Origin of the sequence: Thalassospira lucentensis (assembly GCF_032921865.1) — a bacterium.
Classification (GTDB): domain Bacteria; phylum Pseudomonadota; class Alphaproteobacteria; order Rhodospirillales; family Thalassospiraceae; genus Thalassospira; species Thalassospira lucentensis_A.
Map to the genome: position 1 here is coordinate 1348978 of NZ_CP136684.1, position 17405 is coordinate 1366382.

Annotated in this window: 16 protein-coding genes; 7 read left to right on the top strand and 9 right to left on the bottom strand. The window is 55.8% G+C overall.

Going from position 1 to position 17405, the window contains the following annotated elements:
- Positions 1–7 precede the first annotated feature (7 nt).
- Both R1T41_RS06735 and R1T41_RS06740 read left to right on the top strand, forming a co-directional pair.
- Positions 8–2320 (top strand): FdhF/YdeP family oxidoreductase, encoded by a 2313-nt coding sequence (locus R1T41_RS06735; protein ID WP_317340794.1) that lies wholly within the window; start codon positions 8–10, stop codon positions 2318–2320.
- Entirely contained in the window at positions 2317–2628 is a 312-nt protein-coding gene (locus tag R1T41_RS06740; RefSeq protein WP_317340796.1) for a hypothetical protein, read from the top strand. The genes R1T41_RS06735 and R1T41_RS06740 overlap by 4 nt, the downstream gene beginning before the upstream one ends.
- A gap of 8 nt (positions 2629–2636) precedes the next feature.
- Here R1T41_RS06740 and R1T41_RS06745 read toward each other — a convergent pair whose 3' ends face one another.
- Both R1T41_RS06745 and R1T41_RS06750 read right to left on the bottom strand, forming a co-directional pair.
- A complete protein-coding gene (locus R1T41_RS06745) occupies positions 2637–2897 on the bottom strand; it encodes a DUF1674 domain-containing protein (protein WP_062950403.1) in 261 nt (86 codons plus the stop codon).
- 77 nt (positions 2898–2974) lie between these two features.
- A complete protein-coding gene (locus R1T41_RS06750; RefSeq protein ID WP_317340798.1) occupies positions 2975–3148 on the bottom strand; it encodes a hypothetical protein in 174 nt (57 codons plus the stop codon).
- Between R1T41_RS06750 and R1T41_RS06755 the strand changes: the two genes are divergently transcribed.
- The 3 genes from R1T41_RS06755 to R1T41_RS06765 all read left to right on the top strand — a co-directional run bounded on the left by R1T41_RS06755 (position 3147) and on the right by R1T41_RS06765 (position 7040).
- A complete protein-coding gene (locus R1T41_RS06755; protein ID WP_317340799.1) occupies positions 3147–5516 on the top strand; it encodes a Tex family protein in 2370 nt (789 codons plus the stop codon). The two genes, R1T41_RS06750 and R1T41_RS06755, sit on opposite strands and share 2 nt — an antisense overlap.
- 187 nt (positions 5517–5703) lie before the next feature.
- Entirely contained in the window at positions 5704–6009 is a 306-nt protein-coding gene (locus R1T41_RS06760) for a hypothetical protein (protein ID WP_062950398.1), read from the top strand.
- 425 nt (positions 6010–6434) lie between these two features.
- Positions 6435–7040 (top strand): superoxide dismutase, encoded by a 606-nt coding sequence (locus R1T41_RS06765; RefSeq protein ID WP_007088675.1) that lies wholly within the window; start codon positions 6435–6437, stop codon positions 7038–7040.
- A gap of 62 nt (positions 7041–7102) precedes the next feature.
- Here R1T41_RS06765 and R1T41_RS06770 read toward each other — a convergent pair whose 3' ends face one another.
- The 6 genes from R1T41_RS06770 to R1T41_RS06795 all read right to left on the bottom strand — a co-directional run bounded on the left by R1T41_RS06770 (position 7103) and on the right by R1T41_RS06795 (position 13021).
- A complete protein-coding gene (locus R1T41_RS06770; RefSeq protein WP_097051733.1) occupies positions 7103–7387 on the bottom strand; it encodes a type II toxin-antitoxin system RelE/ParE family toxin in 285 nt (94 codons plus the stop codon).
- Between the two features lie 5 nt (positions 7388–7392).
- Positions 7393–7641, bottom strand: a complete 249-nt coding sequence (locus R1T41_RS06775; RefSeq protein ID WP_114109352.1) for a CopG family ribbon-helix-helix protein — start codon at positions 7639–7641, stop codon at positions 7393–7395.
- A gap of 113 nt (positions 7642–7754) precedes the next feature.
- Positions 7755–9254 (bottom strand): aldehyde dehydrogenase family protein, encoded by a 1500-nt coding sequence (locus tag R1T41_RS06780; RefSeq protein WP_317340802.1) that lies wholly within the window; start codon positions 9252–9254, stop codon positions 7755–7757.
- Between the two features lie 34 nt (positions 9255–9288).
- Positions 9289–10632: an aspartate aminotransferase family protein gene (locus R1T41_RS06785; RefSeq protein WP_317340804.1), complete on the bottom strand. Its 1344-nt coding sequence runs from the start codon at positions 10630–10632 to the stop codon at positions 9289–9291.
- 62 nt (positions 10633–10694) lie between these two features.
- The gene (locus R1T41_RS06790) at positions 10695–11882 is read right to left on the bottom strand and encodes an FAD-binding oxidoreductase (RefSeq protein WP_317340806.1); all 1188 of its coding nucleotides are present in this window, start codon (positions 11880–11882) and stop codon (positions 10695–10697) included.
- A gap of 77 nt (positions 11883–11959) precedes the next feature.
- Positions 11960–13021, bottom strand: a complete 1062-nt coding sequence (locus tag R1T41_RS06795; RefSeq protein WP_062960675.1) for a DUF1338 domain-containing protein — start codon at positions 13019–13021, stop codon at positions 11960–11962.
- A 179-nt stretch (positions 13022–13200) separates the two neighbouring features.
- On the opposite strand from R1T41_RS06795, the gene gcvA reads away from it, so the two are divergent.
- Together gcvA and R1T41_RS06805 are read left to right on the top strand one after the other, a co-directional pair.
- The gene (gene gcvA, locus R1T41_RS06800; protein ID WP_062960499.1) at positions 13201–14118 is read left to right on the top strand and encodes a transcriptional regulator GcvA; all 918 of its coding nucleotides are present in this window, start codon (positions 13201–13203) and stop codon (positions 14116–14118) included.
- A 127-nt stretch (positions 14119–14245) separates the two neighbouring features.
- Positions 14246–15961, top strand: coding sequence for a methyl-accepting chemotaxis protein (locus R1T41_RS06805; protein ID WP_317340809.1), 1716 nt, complete (start codon positions 14246–14248; stop codon positions 15959–15961).
- 80 nt (positions 15962–16041) lie between these two features.
- Here R1T41_RS06805 and R1T41_RS06810 read toward each other — a convergent pair whose 3' ends face one another.
- Positions 16042–17316, bottom strand: coding sequence for an MFS transporter (locus R1T41_RS06810; protein ID WP_317340810.1), 1275 nt, complete (start codon positions 17314–17316; stop codon positions 16042–16044).
- Between the last annotated feature and the right edge of the window lie 89 nt (positions 17317–17405).

Here is a 17405-nt window from a genome sequence, read left to right on the forward strand (position 1 = left end):
TGCCGGCATGAACGAAATATTTATTGGAAAAAAATCATCGGCCGCTGGTGGCTGGGGTGCGCTGAAAAGTTGCGGTAAGCAATTATTGCAAAGCGGCAGTCCCCTGACCGGTGCACGCACGATGCTTAAGGCCAATCAGCCTGACGGTTTTGATTGCCCGGGTTGTGCTTGGGGCGATCCCGAGCACGGGTCATCCTTTGAATTTTGTGAAAACGGCGTCAAAGCCGTTTCCTGGGAAGCGACAGAAAAGCGGGCGACACCGGCATTCTTTGCCAAACATACCGTAACCGAACTCCGCAAACTGAGCGATTACGAGCTGGAACTGAACGGCCGCATCACCCATCCGATGCGCTATGACCGTCAAAGCGATACCTATCAGCCGGTCGCATGGGAAGATGCCTTTGCCGAGATTGGTGACATCCTCAAAGGATTGGACAACCCCGATCAGGCCGAGTTTTACACATCAGGCCGTGCCAGCAACGAGGCCGCTTATCTCTATCAGCTCTTTGTGCGCATCTTTGGCACCAATAATTTCCCCGATTGTTCAAACATGTGCCACGAAGCAAGCGGCGTTGGTTTGCGTCAGGCAATCGGTGTGGGCAAAGGCACGGTCCTTCTTGAGGATTTCGAAAAGGCCGATGCCATTTTCGTCCTTGGGCAGAATCCGGGTACCAATCATCCGCGCATGCTGGGCGATTTGCGCCGGGCGGCAATGCGTGGTGCAAAGATCGTGGTTTTTAACCCGATCAGGGAACGCGGGCTTGAACGGTTTTCCGACCCGCAGGACAAACTTGAAATGCTGCATGGCGGTTCGACCGAAATCGCCAGCCACTATTTCCAACCCTGCCTGGGCGGGGATATGGCCGCCGTCCGGGGTATGAGCAAAGCGATCTTTGCCGCTGATGACGAAGCCACCGCCAAGGGCGCGCCATCTGTGCTTGATCACGCGTTCCTCAATGAACATTGCGACGGACTGCGCGAATACCGGGCCGCGGTCAATGCCACCAGCTGGTCGGAAATCGAAGACCAGTCGGGCCTGAGCCGACAGGAGATCGAGCAGGCGGCCGCTGTCTATCTGTCTTCTGAACGTGTCATTTGCACCTGGGCGATGGGTATTACCCAGCACCTTCATTCCGTGCCAACCATTCGTGAAATTGCCAATTTCATGTTCCTGCGCGGCAATATCGGCAAGCCGGGTGCCGGTTTGTGTCCGGTGCGCGGACATTCAAATGTGCAGGGCGACCGCACGGTGGGCATCAATGAAAAACCGTCCGACGCCTTCCTTGATGCTTTGGAAAAGGAATTCGGTTTCACGGTTCCGCGCAATCACGGTCACAATGTTCTGGCCGCCATCGGTGCAATGCTTGATGGCAGTGCCAAGGCCTTTATCGGGTTGGGCGGGAACTTTGCCCGTGCGACCCCTGATAGCGCCCTTGTCGAAAAGGCGATGAAAAGCCTTCGTCTCACCGTCAATATCGCGACCAAACCCAATCATTCGCACCTAATGCCCGGCGAAACGGCCTTTATCCTTCCCTGTCTGGGCCGGACCGAGATTGACCTTAATTCCCAGGGTCAGTCACAGGTGGTCAGTGTCGAAGATTCAATGAGCATGGTGCACGGATCGGCGGGTATTAACCGCCCGGCATCGCCTCATCTTCTGTCCGAGGTTGCGATTGTCGCTGGCATTGCCGAGGCAACGGTTGGCAGCAGCGTGGTATCCTGGGCCAGCCTTGCCGATGATTACGAACGCATCCGCAGCCATATCGAAGCAACCATTCCGGGCTTTGCCGATTACAACACGCGCCTTCGCAAGCCACGTGGTTTCCATCTGCGCAATGATGCCGCCCATCGGGAATGGAACACCCCAAGCGGCAAGGCAACATTTGCCAGTACCGCCCTGCCCCGTCAGACGGTCCACCAACAGGCCCGTCAGAACCAGAAGGCCGATGGCGGCAGATCGCAATTTGCCTTGCAGACATTCCGGTCACACGACCAGTACAATACGACCGTTTACGGCCTTGATGATCGCTATCGCGGGGTTTACGGCGAACGCAAGGTCATCTTTATCCATCCCGATGATCTGGCCATGCTGAATGCCCGGTCCGGCGACCGTGTTGACGTAATTTGCGAATATGATGACGGGATCGAACGGATCGCCAATAATTTCCGGTTTGTGTCCTATGACATTCCGCGCGGCAGTGTGGCGGGCTATTACCCGGAACTGAACGTTCTGGTGCCGCTTGGCAGTGCCGGTGATCAAAGTGACACACCGACATCCAAATCGATCATGGTGTCATTTCGCACGGAAAAATCCGCGTGAGCGCCCCGCTCCAAAATCATGGGGAAAAAGATAACGCACCAGATGCAGCACATTTTCTGCATCTGGTCGAACGCGCTTTGGCCAGTAACCCGGAACTCAGTCCGGTTCAGGGGGCAATTCTGGTCGCCGCCCGACAGGATATCGCCCGTGACAGCAAAACATTCGCCCGATTGTTCGGGATGGCCCACGCAATCGTTCTGCGTGAACTAAATGCACTTATCCAGACAACCGGGCTTGTGACCCAGACAAAACGCGACACCCGCACATTGCGCACGCATTATCAGCCGACATCCTTATCCGACGCATAAGGCCGATCTTAAAAATCGATGCAGCGGCCCTTGTTTTCCCAATCGCCAAAACGGGTCGGTTCCGGGCCTTTGGGCCCCCCGATTTCGCGCGCCTTGGCAGCAGCTTCCTTGGCGGCCTTGGCTTCGGCCAGTGCATTGATCGCATCCTGTGACAGAACAGGTGCCATATCTGCACCGGCAATGGCTTCGTTCTTTTCTTCCGAGGTTTTAGGTTCGGCCTTTTCTTTTGGCACCTCGTGAATGACGGTCTCGCGGAACTTTCCGGCCATCCTTATTCTCCGGTTGTCGGGGGCTGCCCGATTGAACTGTTATCCCAGAAATAGCCCGCCTGCACCATCCGGGCAAGTTATAGGGCAGCAATATCTGGCAGGATTTCCAAAATCCATTCGATTTCAGCAGCTTGCGATTTCAACGAGAAAATCCGCCAAATATGCAGACAGCCATTTATCCGAAACTGGCTCTTTCCCCCCTGCTCGAAAGCCGCTATTTCAGGCAGACGAGCAAACCAAGGAGAAACCATGCGTCCAATTCCCCAGCGTATCGCCGAAGAACTTTCGGTTCGTCCCGAACAGGTCATTGCCACCATCGAAATGCTCAACGAAGGGTCAACCGTTCCATTCATCGCCCGTTACCGCAAAGAAAAAACCGGCGGCCTTGATGATACCCAACTTCGTACGCTGGAAGAACGCCTGCGCTATCTGACCGAACTTGAAGAACGCCGTTCAAGCGTGCTTGAAAGCATCCGCGAACAGGAAAAACTGACGCCGGAACTTGAAAAGGCCATCAACGAGGCAGATACCAAAACCCGCCTTGAAGATTTGTACCTGCCCTATAAGAAAAAGCGCCGCACCAAGGCCCAGATTGCCCGCGAAGCCGGGCTGGAGCCACTGGCAGATGATCTGTATGGCAATCCGAACCTTAATCCGGAAACCGAAGCCGCAAAATACGTCGATGCCGAAAAAGGCGTCGAAGATACCAAGGCCGCCCTTGATGGTGCCCGTCAGATCCTGATGGAACGCTTTGCCGAGGATGCCGACCTGGTTGCCAAACTGCGTGATCTTTTGTGGAATGACGGCGAAATCAGCGCCAGCGTGATTGATGGCAAACAGGCCGAAGGTGCTAAGTTTTCCGACTATTTCGAACATTCCGAAAAAATCAAAACCTGCCCGTCGCATCGCGCCCTGGCCCTGTTCAGGGGGCGCAACGAAAACATCCTGCAACTTAAACTGACACTCGGTGCCGCCGACGAAGACCGCCCCCGCACCGAGCAGGGCCGGGCCGAGATCATGATTTCCGCCCATGTCGGGATTGCGGATCGTGGCCGTGCCGCGGATAAATGGCTGGTGGATACGGTTCGCTGGACCTGGCGGGTCAAACTGTCGCTATCCATCGAACTTGACCTGTTTGGCACCCTTCGTGACCGCGCCGAGGAAGACGCGATCAAGGTCTTTGCCGATAACCTTAAGGACCTGCTGCTTGCCGCACCTGCCGGGCAGAAGGCCACCATGGGTCTTGATCCGGGGGTTCGTACCGGCGTCAAGGTTGCCGTGATCGACGCCACCGGTAAAATGGTTGATACCGCAACCGTTTACCCGTTCCAGCCGCGCAATGACGTCGAAGGCGCGCTTAATACGCTGGCGGCCCTTGCGGCGCGCCACAAGATCGAACTCATCGCCATTGGCAATGGCACCTATTCGCGTGAAACCGACGAGCTTGCCGGTCAGTTACTCAAACGCTTCCCGGCCCTTAAGGCGACCAAGGTCATTGTCAACGAATCCGGTGCATCGATTTATTCCGCGTCGCAATTTGCTGCCGAAGAATTCCCCGATCTGGATGTGTCGCTGCGTGGCGCGGTATCCATCGCCCGCCGCCTGCAGGACCCGCTGGCAGAACTGGTGAAGATCGAACCAAAATCCATTGGTGTCGGGCAGTATCAGCACGACGTATCGGAAACCAAACTGGCCAAATCGCTCGATGCCGTGGTCGAGGATTGCGTGAACGGTGTGGGTGTTGATCTTAATACCGCCTCCATCCCGCTTCTGACCCGTGTTGCCGGACTTTCGGAAACGCTGGCGCGCAATATTGTCGGTTATCGCGATATCAACGGTGCCTTCCGGTCACGTGCCGATTTGCGCAAGGTCGAACGCCTTGGCCCCAAAGCGTTCGAACAATGTGCCGGCTTCCTGCGCATCCGCGGCGGTGAAAACCCGCTGGATGCATCGGCGGTTCACCCGGAAGCCTATAAACTGGTGGAACGCATCAGCACGCGTTCCAACAAGCCACTGGCAGACCTGATTGGCGACTCGCCATTTATCAAAACGCTGCGCCCGGATGATTATGCCGATGATGTGTTCGGCGTCCCGACCATCCGCGACATTCTGGCCGAACTTGATAAACCCGGCCGCGATCCGCGCCCGGAATTCAAGACCGCGAAATTTACCGATGGCGTGAACGAGATCAAGGACCTCAAGACAGGTATGAAACTTGAAGGTACCGTCACCAACGTCACCAATTTCGGGGCATTCGTCGACATCGGCGTTCATCAGGACGGGCTGGTGCATATTTCGCAACTGGCGGACAAATTCGTTTCCGACCCGCGTGAAGTCGTCAAGGCGGGGCAGATCGTGTCGGTTACCGTCATGGAAGTCGATGCACCGCGCAAACGTATCGGTCTGTCGATGAAATCGGCTCCGGATTACGAAGGCACCCGTGAAAAACGTACCGAGTCCCGTGGCAATCAAAGCAATCCCGGCCATCAGGCACGCACAAACACCGGGCGGCACAACCCGCAACGCGGCGGAAATCATCAAGGCGGTCAGGGCAATACCGGAAATGACGGTGGTGCCATGGCTGCAGCTCTCAAGGCCGCAATGGAACGCCGGAAATAGCGATTTCATAAAAATTTCGCATCTCAACTGATTGTAGAAAGCCCCCTAACCTTTTGTTCAGGGGGCTTTTTACGTGTGACGGTTGGAAAATTGAAACATTCGGCACGGAAATGCCGCATTTGCGCCCCCATTTTCCCGTCTTCACCGCGCATCTTTGCTTCACCAAAAAGAAGCGCGAGGAAACATCATGTTTAGATCTTTGCGCAGCAAGCCGGTTGTAATCGCCCTCGTCGGAGTTTTGACAGTGACGACAGCCGCACTGGCTGCAATCCGTGTCGCACCGAAAGCGACCACCGACAGTGTCACCATCCATGCTGATCAGGCAAAAGGCGAAGTCATCCTGTCCTTTCAGGACGGATCGATTGCGCTGAACAAAGATTGCGGCTCTTTCCCGTGCCGTATCGATATTTCCCGCCTGCAAAAGGGGGAATATGACGTCATGATCCGCAATGGTACCGACATTCAAAACATGGTCAGCCTGTACAAGGAATAACGGACTGGCCGGTTTGACGGCTCGGGGTACAACGCGCCCGATAACACGATGCTATCGGAACCATGGGGATTTTTACAAAGCCACTGGTCGGGGGATCATTCACCGATTTCAGAAAATTTCCCTATTCATGGAACGATGCGCTGGCTCGCTTGTTTAAGGGATATGCAGCGTAACTCAATTCGCAAAGCCCGTCTGGCCATTGCGTGCTGCTGCCTTTGACCTAGATAAAGGCCGAGGATTAGGACCACGAGGTTTTCCATCATGCCCGTTTCCGAACCCGCCAAAAGGCAATGATCATCCAGAGCAACAAGTTTTCCAACAGGTTGCACGGGATTTTCACTTTTACGGCAGGCGGTAATGGGGATATGTTGCATCAGCCCTGTGCTGACCGCACAAACCAATAACGAAAGTCGAGGATCTGTATCATGGCTCTTGAACTCCCTGCTCTCCCCTATGCCTATGACGCGCTTGCACCGGTCATGTCGGCTGAAACCCTTGAGTTTCACCATGACAAACACCACAACGCCTATGTTGTGAACGGCAACAAGCTGCTCGAAGGTTCCGGCCTTGAAGGCAAGTCGCTCGAAGAAATCGTTGTTGCATCCTATGGCGATGCATCCAAAGCCGGCCTGTTCAACAACGCTGCCCAGCACTGGAACCATATCGAGTTCTGGCAGATGATGAAGAAAAATGGCGGCGGCAACATTCCGGGCGAACTGGAAAAGAAAATCGTTGAAGATTTCGGCTCCGTCGATGCCTTCAAGGAAGCCTTCATTCAGGCTGGCGTGACCCAGTTCGGTTCGGGCTGGTGCTGGCTGGCACTTGATAAATCCGGCAAACTGGTCGTGACCAAAACCCCGAACGCGGAAAACCCGCTGGTCCACGGTCAGACCCCGCTGCTCGGTTGCGATGTGTGGGAACACTCCTACTACATCGATTACCGCAACGCGCGCCCGGACTATGTCAAAGCGTTCATCAACGACCTGGTGAACTGGGAATATGTTGCAGAACGTTTCTCCAAAGCTGGCTAATCAAGCCTGGCTTTGACCATGAATTAAAGAAAGCGGCTCCTTCGGGGGCCGCTTTTTTTTGTTCAGAACTCATCGGGCCATCGCCGCGCAGCATGCAAGACAGCGATTATCGTGACCGTATTATCATCCAGACCATAAGCAACAAGGTAAGGCGTTCCATTGACGATCATTTCGCGTGTTTGCTCCACACGTCCGACGCGACCTATGAACGGATGGGTAACGAGTTGCGACACTGACCCTGATATCAATTGATAGGTTTTGCGGGCCGCCGTCGGATTACGTTCGTCAATGTAATCAAGAATGTCACGCAGATCATCGACAGCCCGACTATCCCATTGAATACGCATCCGGATTATTTTTCCGCGAAGCGTTGTTCAAATCCGGCAAGCACATCGTCATGCCCGATCAGTTTCGCACGGCCTTCGGCAATACTGCGTGCACGATCTGCAATCAGGTTGATCTGCCATTCCTGATGATCGGCATATTGCCGAAGGGCATCGTTGATGATGCTTGAACGCGTCTGGCCGAACGCATTGGCAAGCTGATCAAGCCGTGTGCGCAAATCGGCATCAACACGCACTGCCATTGTATCTTTGCTCATGATCGGCCTTTCGATTACGACGTATTACAACGTATTATATCGCATTCAGGGGTAAATAAAAACCCCGCCGGCGAACCGACGGGGTTTGCTATCAAAGCCGATCAGGTGCCCGATCAGATATCGAACTTAATCCCCTGCGCCAGCGGCAGCTCGCGGGAATAGTTGATCGTGTTGGTCGCGCGGCGCATATAGCCTTTCCATGCATCCGAACCCGATTCACGTCCACCACCGGTTTCTTTTTCACCGCCAAACGCACCGCCAATTTCCGCACCCGACGGGCCGATATTGACGTTGGCGATCCCGCAATCCGAACCAACCGCCGACAGGAACAGTTCGGTTTCGCGCAGATCGGTCGAGAAGATGCAGGATGACAGGCCCTGCGGCACGCCGTTCTGAAGCGCAATGGCTTCTTCAAGCGTTTCATAGGTCATGACATACAGGATCGGCGCAAAGGTCTCGTTGCGCACGGTTTCGGTCTGGGACGGCATTTCAACAACCGCCGGGGTGACGTAGTAGGCGTTCGGATACTGATCGGCCAGTGTACGTTCACCACCATGCACTTTCCCGCCATCCTTTTTCGCATTGGCAAGGGCAGTTTGCATGTTGTTGAAGCTGTCCTCGTCAATCAGCGGGCCGACCAGCGTACCATCGGCAAGCGGATCGCCAATCTTTACCGATTTATAGGCGGCAACGATTTTCGGCAGCAATTCGTCTTTGACGTCCTTGTGGACAATCACGCGACGCAGGGACGTGCAACGCTGGCCACAGGTCCCAACCGCCGAGAAGACAACCGCACGCACGGTCATATCAAGGTCGGCAGACGGGGTCACGATCATCGCGTTGTTGCCACCCAGTTCCAGGATGGTCCGGCCAAAACGTTCCGCCACACGCGGGGCAACTTCGCGGCCCATGCGGGTTGAACCGGTTGCCGAAACAAGTGCCACATCGTGGCTGTCGGTAAGGGCCTCGCCAATGCGACGATCCCCGATCACGACATGATGCAGGCCTTCCGGGGCATCACCAAATTTCGCCAATGCCTTTTCAAAGATTTTCTGGCAGGCAAGGGCGGTAAGCGGGGTTTTTTCCGACGGTTTCCAGATCACCGCGTTGCCGCAAACCAGTGCAAGCGCAGTGTTCCATGACCAGACGGCAACCGGGAAGTTGAACGCGGAAATGACGCCAACAACGCCCAGCGGATGCCAGTTTTCCATCATTTTATGGCCCGGGCGTTCGGACGCGATGGTCAGACCGTAAAGCTGGCGCGACAGGCCGACGGCGAAATCGCAGATATCGATCATTTCCTGAACTTCACCAAGACCTTCCTGATAGATCTTGCCGCATTCAAGCGACACCAGACGTCCCAGCGGTTCCTTGGCCGCGCGCAGTTCCTCGCCCAGAAGACGGGCCAGTTCACCACGGCGCGGGCCGGGCACCTGACGCCACTGGGCAAATGCCTTTTTCGAACGCGCAATGATGTCGTTCATTTCCGACGGGTCGGTCTCGGCAACAGCCGCAATTTCAGAACCGTCAACCGGGGTCTGAACCTTAAGCGTACCATTGGAAATCTCGGCCTCGGACAGGCCCAGTTCGGTCAGAATGTTTTTGAAACTCACGGTTAAGCTCCCTTCTTTTTGAATTTTACGGCGATCACGACCGGTCATCCGCATCCGACACCGCTGCCAGTTTTGGCAACACCTTGCCGATGATCGCAAAGGCTTCATCGACCTGTTCGAACGGAATGGTCAGCGGGGCCAGAAGGCGCACCACATTGGCGTGTTCACCACTTGGCATCAACAATAGCCCGCTTGCACGGGCCAGTTGCAATAATGTTTGCAGTCGTTTTGGCGACGGGGTGCCGTCATCTGCAACCAGTTCAAAGGCGCGCATCGCACCAATACCGCGCATCGCACCGATCACATGCCCACCGGGCAAATCGCGCAGCCAGGCAATATGGGTGGCATATTTTTCGCCAAGCTGCCTGGAACGATGCAAAATATCGTCTTTTTCCAGTACTTCAAACACACCGGTCGCCGCAGCACAGGCCACCGGATTGCCGGAATAAGTCCCACCCAGACCACCGGGCATCAGGGCATTCATCACATCCTCCGCCCCCGTGATCGCAGCCAGCGGGAAACCACCGCCAATACCCTTGCCCATCACGACGATGTCGGGGCAGACATTGGCATGCTCGATGGCAAACATCTTACCCGTCCGGCCAAAGCCCGACTGGATTTCATCAGCGATCAGAACCATGCCATTGGCATCGCAAAGACGGCGCAGTTCGGCAAGGAACGCCGCGTCGCACGCCCGAAAACCGCCCTCGCCCTGTACAGGTTCGATCACCACGGCACCGATACTGCCCGGATCGACCGATACGGCAAACAATCTGGCGATGGCATCCATTGCATCGGCCACCGATACACCGGTTTCACGGCAAGGGTATGGCAAATGGTAAACCGGCCCCGGAAGCGGCCCCAATCCGGTCTTGTAGGGCTTGGTTTTGCCCGTCAGCGCGAGGGTCGCAAGGGTCCGGCCATGAAACGCCCCTTCAAAGGCCAGAACACCCGTCCGGCCGGTAAAGGCACGGGCAAGTTTGAGGGCATTTTCCATCGCCTCGGCACCGGAATTGGTCAGCATCGATTTTGCCGGACCTTCAATCGGGCAATTTTCCGCCAGCCAATCCGTCACCGCAACATAAGGTTCATGCGGCAACGCGTTAAAGCACGAATGGGTAAAACGTTCGCATTGCGCCGCCACACGCGCCATGACGACAGGATTGCGGTGCCCGGTATTCAGCACCCCGATCCCGCCGATGAAATCGATATAGCGATTGCCGTCAATATCCCAGATTTCGGCATTCAGCGCCCGATCCATATAGACCGGATGCACATTGCGAATACCGTTTGAAACGCTGTGTTTCTGGCGTGCCGTGATGGCGGCGGCGTCCATCGCGGCATCTTGTGTCTGGTTGGTCATGTCATCACGGGGCATGTGGGGTTGCTCCGGCTTTCATCGTTAAGTTATTGATTTCGAACATTCGTTACGAAATCGATTTAAATTACGTTCAGTTCCAGAACCGGGGCATTGTCGCGGATGCGCTCATAGCCGAACACGGACATATCAAGTGTCTGGTAATGGCCTGCGACGATCAGTTCCGAAAGACCCCGACCAACTGCCGGGCTTTGCTGTAAGCCATGGCCCGAGAACCCGTTGGCAAAGAAGAAATTCTTTACCTCGGGATGCGGACCGATGATCGCGTTCTGATCCAGCAGGTTATAGGAATAATGACCGGCCCAGGCATTGACCATCTTGATCGCCTCGAACCGTTCGCAACGCTCGTAAAGTCCCGGCCAGATGATATCGTCAAACAGGCTGTAATCGACTTCGAAGTCCCAGCATTCCGGATCACGATCCGCGGGCGGCGCAATCCCGCTAATGAAAAGATCGCCTTCGGGACGGACATAAAGGCCACTTGGATCAATCAGCATCGGGCAGGACGCGTTGATGTCGGCCGCATCACGGCAATCAAACACAAAGATACAGCGTTTGCGCGGCTCCACCGGGATCTCAAGCCCCGCCATTCGGGCAACTTTTGATCCACCGGTTCCCGCAGCATTGACAAGCGCCCCGCAACCAAACCGCCGTCCGTCTTTCAGGACCACACCCGTGACCTGATCGCCATCACGCAGAACTTCGACGACTTCGCCGTCGATATAATCGGCCCCCTGACGGCGGGCCTGTTTGCGGAAGGATTGCATCAGGGAATAGGCATCAAACCATCCCTCGCCGGTACGGCCCCAGCAGGCCGCCGCCAGATCGGATGTGTTCATCCACGGATATTTGGCCGCCAGTTCGTCGGGTTCCATCCAGACGATGTCGGCCCCCAGCTTGGTCTGGGTTGCGTGATTTTGCCGCAGGATATCGCGGCCGGACTCGGTCGCCAGAACCAGATAGCCCTTTTCATGGAAGGAAATATCGACGTCGGGATCAAGATCACGTTTCAGGTTGCGCAGGAATTCAATGCCAAAACCCGACATTTCAATATTGATCGGGGTCGAAAACTGCTGACGGATCGAGGCCGCCGACAGGGTTGTCGAACAGAATTCATAATTCGGGTCTTTTTCAATGACCAGAACCCGGCCCTTGAAATCATCCCGGCCGGTCAAAAACCACGCGGCGGAGCTTCCGATAACAGCCCCGCCAACAATGATGACATCATAATTTTCGTCCACTGATCCCATGATCGCCTGTCACCCGATAGAATGTTTTGAAACCGGAACGGTATAATCCGTTCCGGCATTCCGGTCTTTTTGCTTCCTTATGCCGCCTTGCTTCCGGCGGTCATTTTAAAGATGCCCTGCGCATTGCTGCTGTCAAATCGAAGATCAAGTTTTTGTTCGCCGGTCGTCTCGTCACGCACGTGATCACGGCTGATGAATTCATAGAAGGAACCGGGCACATCGCGGGTCACCAGATCGCCATTGGCATCGCGCATCTGACGCAGGACACGGGTTGCCTTGAATGCCGTCTGACGCACCGATCCGGTGCTGGAAATCTCGACCTTTTCCTTCATCGGGCGGCCTTTGGCGCGCTGTTCGCTCGCAACGGCCTCGATATCGTCAACCCGATCCGTTGCATGGTTGAACGCATTGCCTTCGGTCGAAATCCACGCCATTTCGGCCGACTCTGCCAAAAGGACCTCATAATCGGCCTCGGCTACCGGGCCGTGCTGCGCACCAAAACATTTGACCAGAACCGGCAGAAGCTTGGTGGCATCGGCAAAACCGATATTGCCGTTATCGGCCAACTGATCCAGCAGGACCTTGGCACCGGGTGACAGCGGATCAACCGATTTGCCAACCGTATTGGCAACCGCCTGCTGGAAGGCCGGGCTGAATTCTTCGACGTGAAGCTCGGACACAAAGAACTGCGCAATCAGTTCCGGTTCATCTGCATGGCAAAACGCCCGACCCGTCATTTTCAGACGCGACAACGGATAAACACCGGCAACATCGAACCCAAGCGGGGCAAGGATGCGTGCCATGGCAACATGACCGCGCGGCAATGCGCCGGTCACCGGGCCATCGACGGTACGAATGGCACCATGATCGAAAATGATCGGCTCGCCCGCGGCCAGTTTATCCTCGGAATAGGCTTTGCCTTCTGGAACGGCTTCCAGAAGACCATCAAACAGGATCATGTTAAGCGCCTGCGCCATCGTCAGGCGGCTGACTTTTCCGGCATCATTCGCAGGATCGGCCAGAAGCCGATCATGAACATCAATCATGCGAAACAGATAATCGGCCTTCTCCGCACCAAGAACAGCTTTAAGAACAGCGCCAAGCTGGCTGTCTAGCGGGAATTTAACTGGCTGGGGCATTTCTGCCTCTCCTTCCGTAATATTATCAATTACCCGATCAATTTTACTGTCCGGAAGGATCATGTGGTGGCACGAGGGGTTCCGAACCATTGAAATGCTAAGACTTGGCAGGAATTCTCACAAACGATATATTCGCACCATATCATTCCATTTGGTAATGAACTTGGGGATCAAAACACATGCGTCGCGTCCTGCCGTCCCTCACAGCCCTGCAATTTTTCGAAAGCTCTGCCCGGCATCTCAGCTTTACCCGTGCGGCCGAGGAACTGAACGTGACGCAAAGCGCGATCAGCCGCCAGATCCGCGCACTTGAGGAATATCTGGGCCGGGATCTTTTTCGTCGGGTGAAGAAACGCCTGAAACTGACGGCGGCGGGCGAAGCCTATGCCGCGCAGGTGCGCGACCTTCTCGATCGCGCAGAGGCCGCAACCCTGCAGGTCATGGCCTATTCCGATGCAGGCGGGATGCTGAATGTCGGAACATTGCCGACCTTTGGCGCGCGCTGGCTGGTGCCGCGACTGGGGGATTTCAAAACCACATGGCCTGATATCCAGCTTAACCTGATCACCCAGACCCGCGAATTCAATTTCACCCGCGAAGGCATCGACATCGCCATCCATTTTGGCGAAGACAACATGCCCGGCTGCGTGTTTCATCGTCTGATGGGTGAAACCCTGATTGCGGTTTGCGCACCCAAAATCCTTAAGGAAAATGACGATCTGCCGATTGCGCGTGAACGGGTCCGCAATTGCACCCTGTTGCAACATTCCACCCGTCCCCGCGCCTGGCAGGACTGGCTGGCCGCAACCGGTGTTGCGGTTGTCGATGAACTTGCCGGTCCCAGGTTCGAACATTTCCACATGGTGATCCAGGCCGCCGTCGCCGGACTGGGGCTGGCCCTTCTGCCGGAATTTCTGGTGCGCGAAGAACTTGATAACGGGCGGCTTGTCGCCCCGTTTGACGTCTCGATCCCCAACCGGCATGCCTATTACGTTGTTTATCCCGAAGAAAAGGAAAACAATTTTGCGGTTCGGGCCTTCCGTGACTGGATCATTGCAACCTGTCGGGCTGAAACAGCCCAATCAAACGCCGCATGACATCTTACAACGGATATATCCCGACAACGAATTTCATTGCCGATTGAATTCACCAACCCTAAAGTTCCCACCCATATGTATAAGAACCGCCATCCGCGCGGTCAGATCGGGGTAAGGGGAATTGGTTGTGTCGCAACTGGAAAATCGTCTGGATCTTTATAATGTGCTGCCCGGAACGTTTGGCACCTTGCGCAAGGCATCCGGACTGATCCACGATCAATCGGCCAAACGCGCCGAAGGCTTTTACAAAACCATTAGCCAAAGTGACGACCTGAAAGCCACCCCGCTTTCGGAGGCAACCATCGCATCCCTTACGAAAGCATTGCAAAATCACTGGAAAAACCTGTTTGACGGCAAAATTGACGAGGCTTTCGTCATCCAGGCCAGCCAGATCGGCCAGGCCCACGAAACCCACGGCATTACCCCCAAACTGTACATCTCGACCTATAATGCGATCACCGATGCCCTGATCGAGGCGATCATTACCCGCCATCGATGGAATGCCGGTCAGGCGGCAAGCATTGTCACCTCGCTGACATCGGTCATGCTGCTTGATATCGAACTGACCCTGACCGCCTATTGCGATGCCAGTGCCGTCAAACGCCATAACGCATCGGAAAACGCCTTTGCCGATCAGCAGCTTGATCGCACGATGGATCTGTCCGTTGCGATCAACCAAAGTGCGGTATCCAATGCCCGCATGATGAATGTCATCGAGGATGTCGACCGCAAGGCACAATCGATTTCGGCCGCCATTGATCAAATGGTTTCAGGCATCAGCCACATTGCCGAAAATGGCCGCGCTGCTGCCGATAACGCGACCGATGCCATCACCGCCACCCGCAATGGCCAGCAAACCGTCAAGGACGCCGTTGGTAGCATGGATGACATTGCACATGCGGTGTCGGACGCATCTGGCCGGGTCGATGCCCTGGCCGAGGCATCAGAAAAAATCGGCGAGATTGTCGCATCCATCGAAGCAATTGCCGCCGAAACCAACCTTCTGGCGCTCAACGCCACAATCGAGGCCGCCCGCGCGGGCGAAGCCGGCAAGGGATTTGCCGTCGTCGCAGGCGAGGTCAAGGCCCTTAGCCAGCAGACCGCGCGCGCGACCGAGGAAATCCGCAGCCGCATCGTCAATCTGCAGGGCGAAACACAGGGCATCGTCGACGCCATGGCGCGCGGCAATGATGCCGTTTCACGCGGTCAGAATGTGATGAATGATGTTGCCCGCGAAATGGGTGACATCGGCACCAAGATGGAAGACACGACACGTCGTATCGCCGATATTTCAACCATCCTTGATGAACAGAACAAGGCAACCGATGCCGTCCGCGATGGCATTACCGGCATCGCCGGACAAACCGGCGGGCAGGTTGCGGCAATCCGTTCGGCCATCGGGGTTATCGGACAGGTCGAAGGCCTGATCGAAACGCAGGTTTCCGAACTGGTTCAGTATGAAATTCCAAACCGCACCATACGAAGTGCCCGCGCCGAACATGCCGTCTTCTTCAAATCCGTTGCCGAACTTCTGGCCGGGCTGGGCAGCAGTGCCGATATCCACATGGGTGATGCCAAAGCCTGCCGATTTGGCAAATGGTATGACAGCCCGGCATCAAAGCCGTTCCGCCACCTGCCGTCTTTTGACGCGATCCGGGCACCGCATCTGGCACAACACGAAGCCGGTCAGGCGGCAATCACGGCTTTCAAAAACCGTGATATTGTCGCCACGGAAAAGGCCTTCGCCCGCATGGAAACCGCAACCCACGAAGTCCTTCAGAAACTCGATCAACTGGCAAACGAAGCGCGCAATATCACCCCGCTTGCCGAAGCCGCCGAATAACCTCATCCCCCCGCGCAAAAGAAAGCCCGGACGGTTTAATGTCCGGGCGATCAACTCTGATGAAGGCGATACGTGAAACGTTATCCGCCGATCTTTTCGGCCGATCCCGCACGAAGCGCTGCAATCATCTGGATACACACAATCGCAAACAGGAAGGACAAGGCCGCCTCCCAATTGCCAAGCAGATCATGCAGGGCACCAAACAGAACCGGGCCGATAGCCGCCAGCAAATAACCGACCGACTGGCACATACCCGACAACCGTGCCGAGGTCTGCGGGTCCGCACCGCGAATACCCACCAGCGTCAAAGCAATACTGATCATCGCACCCTGCCCAAGCCCCATGCAGAACGCCCAAAGATAGGGAAGCTCGGTCGTGGCAAAAACAAAGCCGGGAATACCAATCATCAGCGGAACATGCAAAATGACCATCGCCAGTTTCTTGTTGGCGATTTTTGAATAGATCAGGGGGGCGGCAAACGCGGCCGGAATGCCAAACACGTTAAAGATCGTCAGAAGGGTTGCGGCCTCACCCTCTGAAATGCCGCTATCGATGAAGACCTTCGCGACCCAGGCCGTGCCGGTATAAAACATAAGCGACTGGCACCCGAAAAACAGCGCAAGCCACCATGCTTCGGCATTTTTCCAAAGCGAAACCTGTGTGACAGAAACGGGTGCCGGCCCCTTGTGGCGATAGCGCAACATTGGCAACCACAACAGGAAGGCAAGGGCGGCAAAAACCGCCCAGATCCCCAATGAATACCGCCAGTCACCATCCGCCGCATTTCGTATCGGAATTGCAACGAATGCCGCAACGGTCGCACCGGTCGACATGGTAAAGGTGTAAAGCGCTGTAATCAGCGCGACCCGGGTCGGGAAGCTTCGCCGCACCAGCGACGGCGTCAGCACATTCAAAACGGCAATCGCCGATCCAAGAATGATCGTGCCAACAATCATGATGCCATAACTACCGGTCGCGCGCAGGCCCTGCCCCACCGCAATAAACAGCAGCATGGTCAGAAGCGTTGCCTCCAACCCGAACCGCTGCCCAAGGCGCGGCGCAAAGATCGATAGCACGCCAAAACTAAGAACCGGGATGGTCGTCAGCAGGCCAAGCTGCACGCCCGAAAGCTGCAAATCAACGCCGACAATCTCGGCAAGCGGCCCCATGGCAACGATGCTGCCACGCATGTTGGCTGCCAAAAGCAAAAGCGCCAGCAAAAAGCCGATATGCGGACCAAGGTGACGAAATCCTCGCGCTGCAGGATCGGCGGATCGCGTGTCTTCATTCTGCTGCGTTGGGGACACAGCAGACAAGGTTTCAGACGGTGCAACACCGTCCTGATTTTGGGTCATCGGAATACTCCGGCAAGGGTGGTGGCGGGGAAAGCCTGAGTATCACGGGCCCGAAAGCCCGAAATTGCGGAAACGAGCTGCAAAACTAT

Excerpts from the sequence above, each read along its gene's own strand:
- R1T41_RS06735 (WP_317340794.1), top strand. The coding sequence starts at position 8 with ATGAACGAAATATTTATTGGAAAAAAATCATCGGCCGCTGGTGGCTGG.
- R1T41_RS06745 (WP_062950403.1), bottom strand. The coding sequence starts at position 2,897 with ATGGCCGGAAAGTTCCGCGAGACCGTCATTCACGAGGTGCCAAAAGAA.
- R1T41_RS06755 (WP_317340799.1), top strand. The coding sequence starts at position 3,147 with ATGCGTCCAATTCCCCAGCGTATCGCCGAAGAACTTTCGGTTCGTCCC.
- R1T41_RS06750 (WP_317340798.1), bottom strand. The coding sequence starts at position 3,148 with ATGGTTTCTCCTTGGTTTGCTCGTCTGCCTGAAATAGCGGCTTTCGAG.
- R1T41_RS06760 (WP_062950398.1), top strand. The coding sequence starts at position 5,704 with ATGTTTAGATCTTTGCGCAGCAAGCCGGTTGTAATCGCCCTCGTCGGA.
- R1T41_RS06765 (WP_007088675.1), top strand. The coding sequence starts at position 6,435 with ATGGCTCTTGAACTCCCTGCTCTCCCCTATGCCTATGACGCGCTTGCA.
- R1T41_RS06770 (WP_097051733.1), bottom strand. The coding sequence starts at position 7,387 with ATGCGTATTCAATGGGATAGTCGGGCTGTCGATGATCTGCGTGACATT.
- R1T41_RS06775 (WP_114109352.1), bottom strand. The coding sequence starts at position 7,641 with ATGAGCAAAGATACAATGGCAGTGCGTGTTGATGCCGATTTGCGCACA.
- R1T41_RS06785 (WP_317340804.1), bottom strand. The coding sequence starts at position 10,632 with ATGCCCCGTGATGACATGACCAACCAGACACAAGATGCCGCGATGGAC.
- R1T41_RS06790 (WP_317340806.1), bottom strand. The coding sequence starts at position 11,882 with ATGGGATCAGTGGACGAAAATTATGATGTCATCATTGTTGGCGGGGCT.
- R1T41_RS06795 (WP_062960675.1), bottom strand. The coding sequence starts at position 13,021 with ATGCCCCAGCCAGTTAAATTCCCGCTAGACAGCCAGCTTGGCGCTGTT.
- gcvA (WP_062960499.1), top strand. The coding sequence starts at position 13,201 with ATGCGTCGCGTCCTGCCGTCCCTCACAGCCCTGCAATTTTTCGAAAGC.
- R1T41_RS06810 (WP_317340810.1), bottom strand. The coding sequence starts at position 17,316 with ATGACCCAAAATCAGGACGGTGTTGCACCGTCTGAAACCTTGTCTGCT.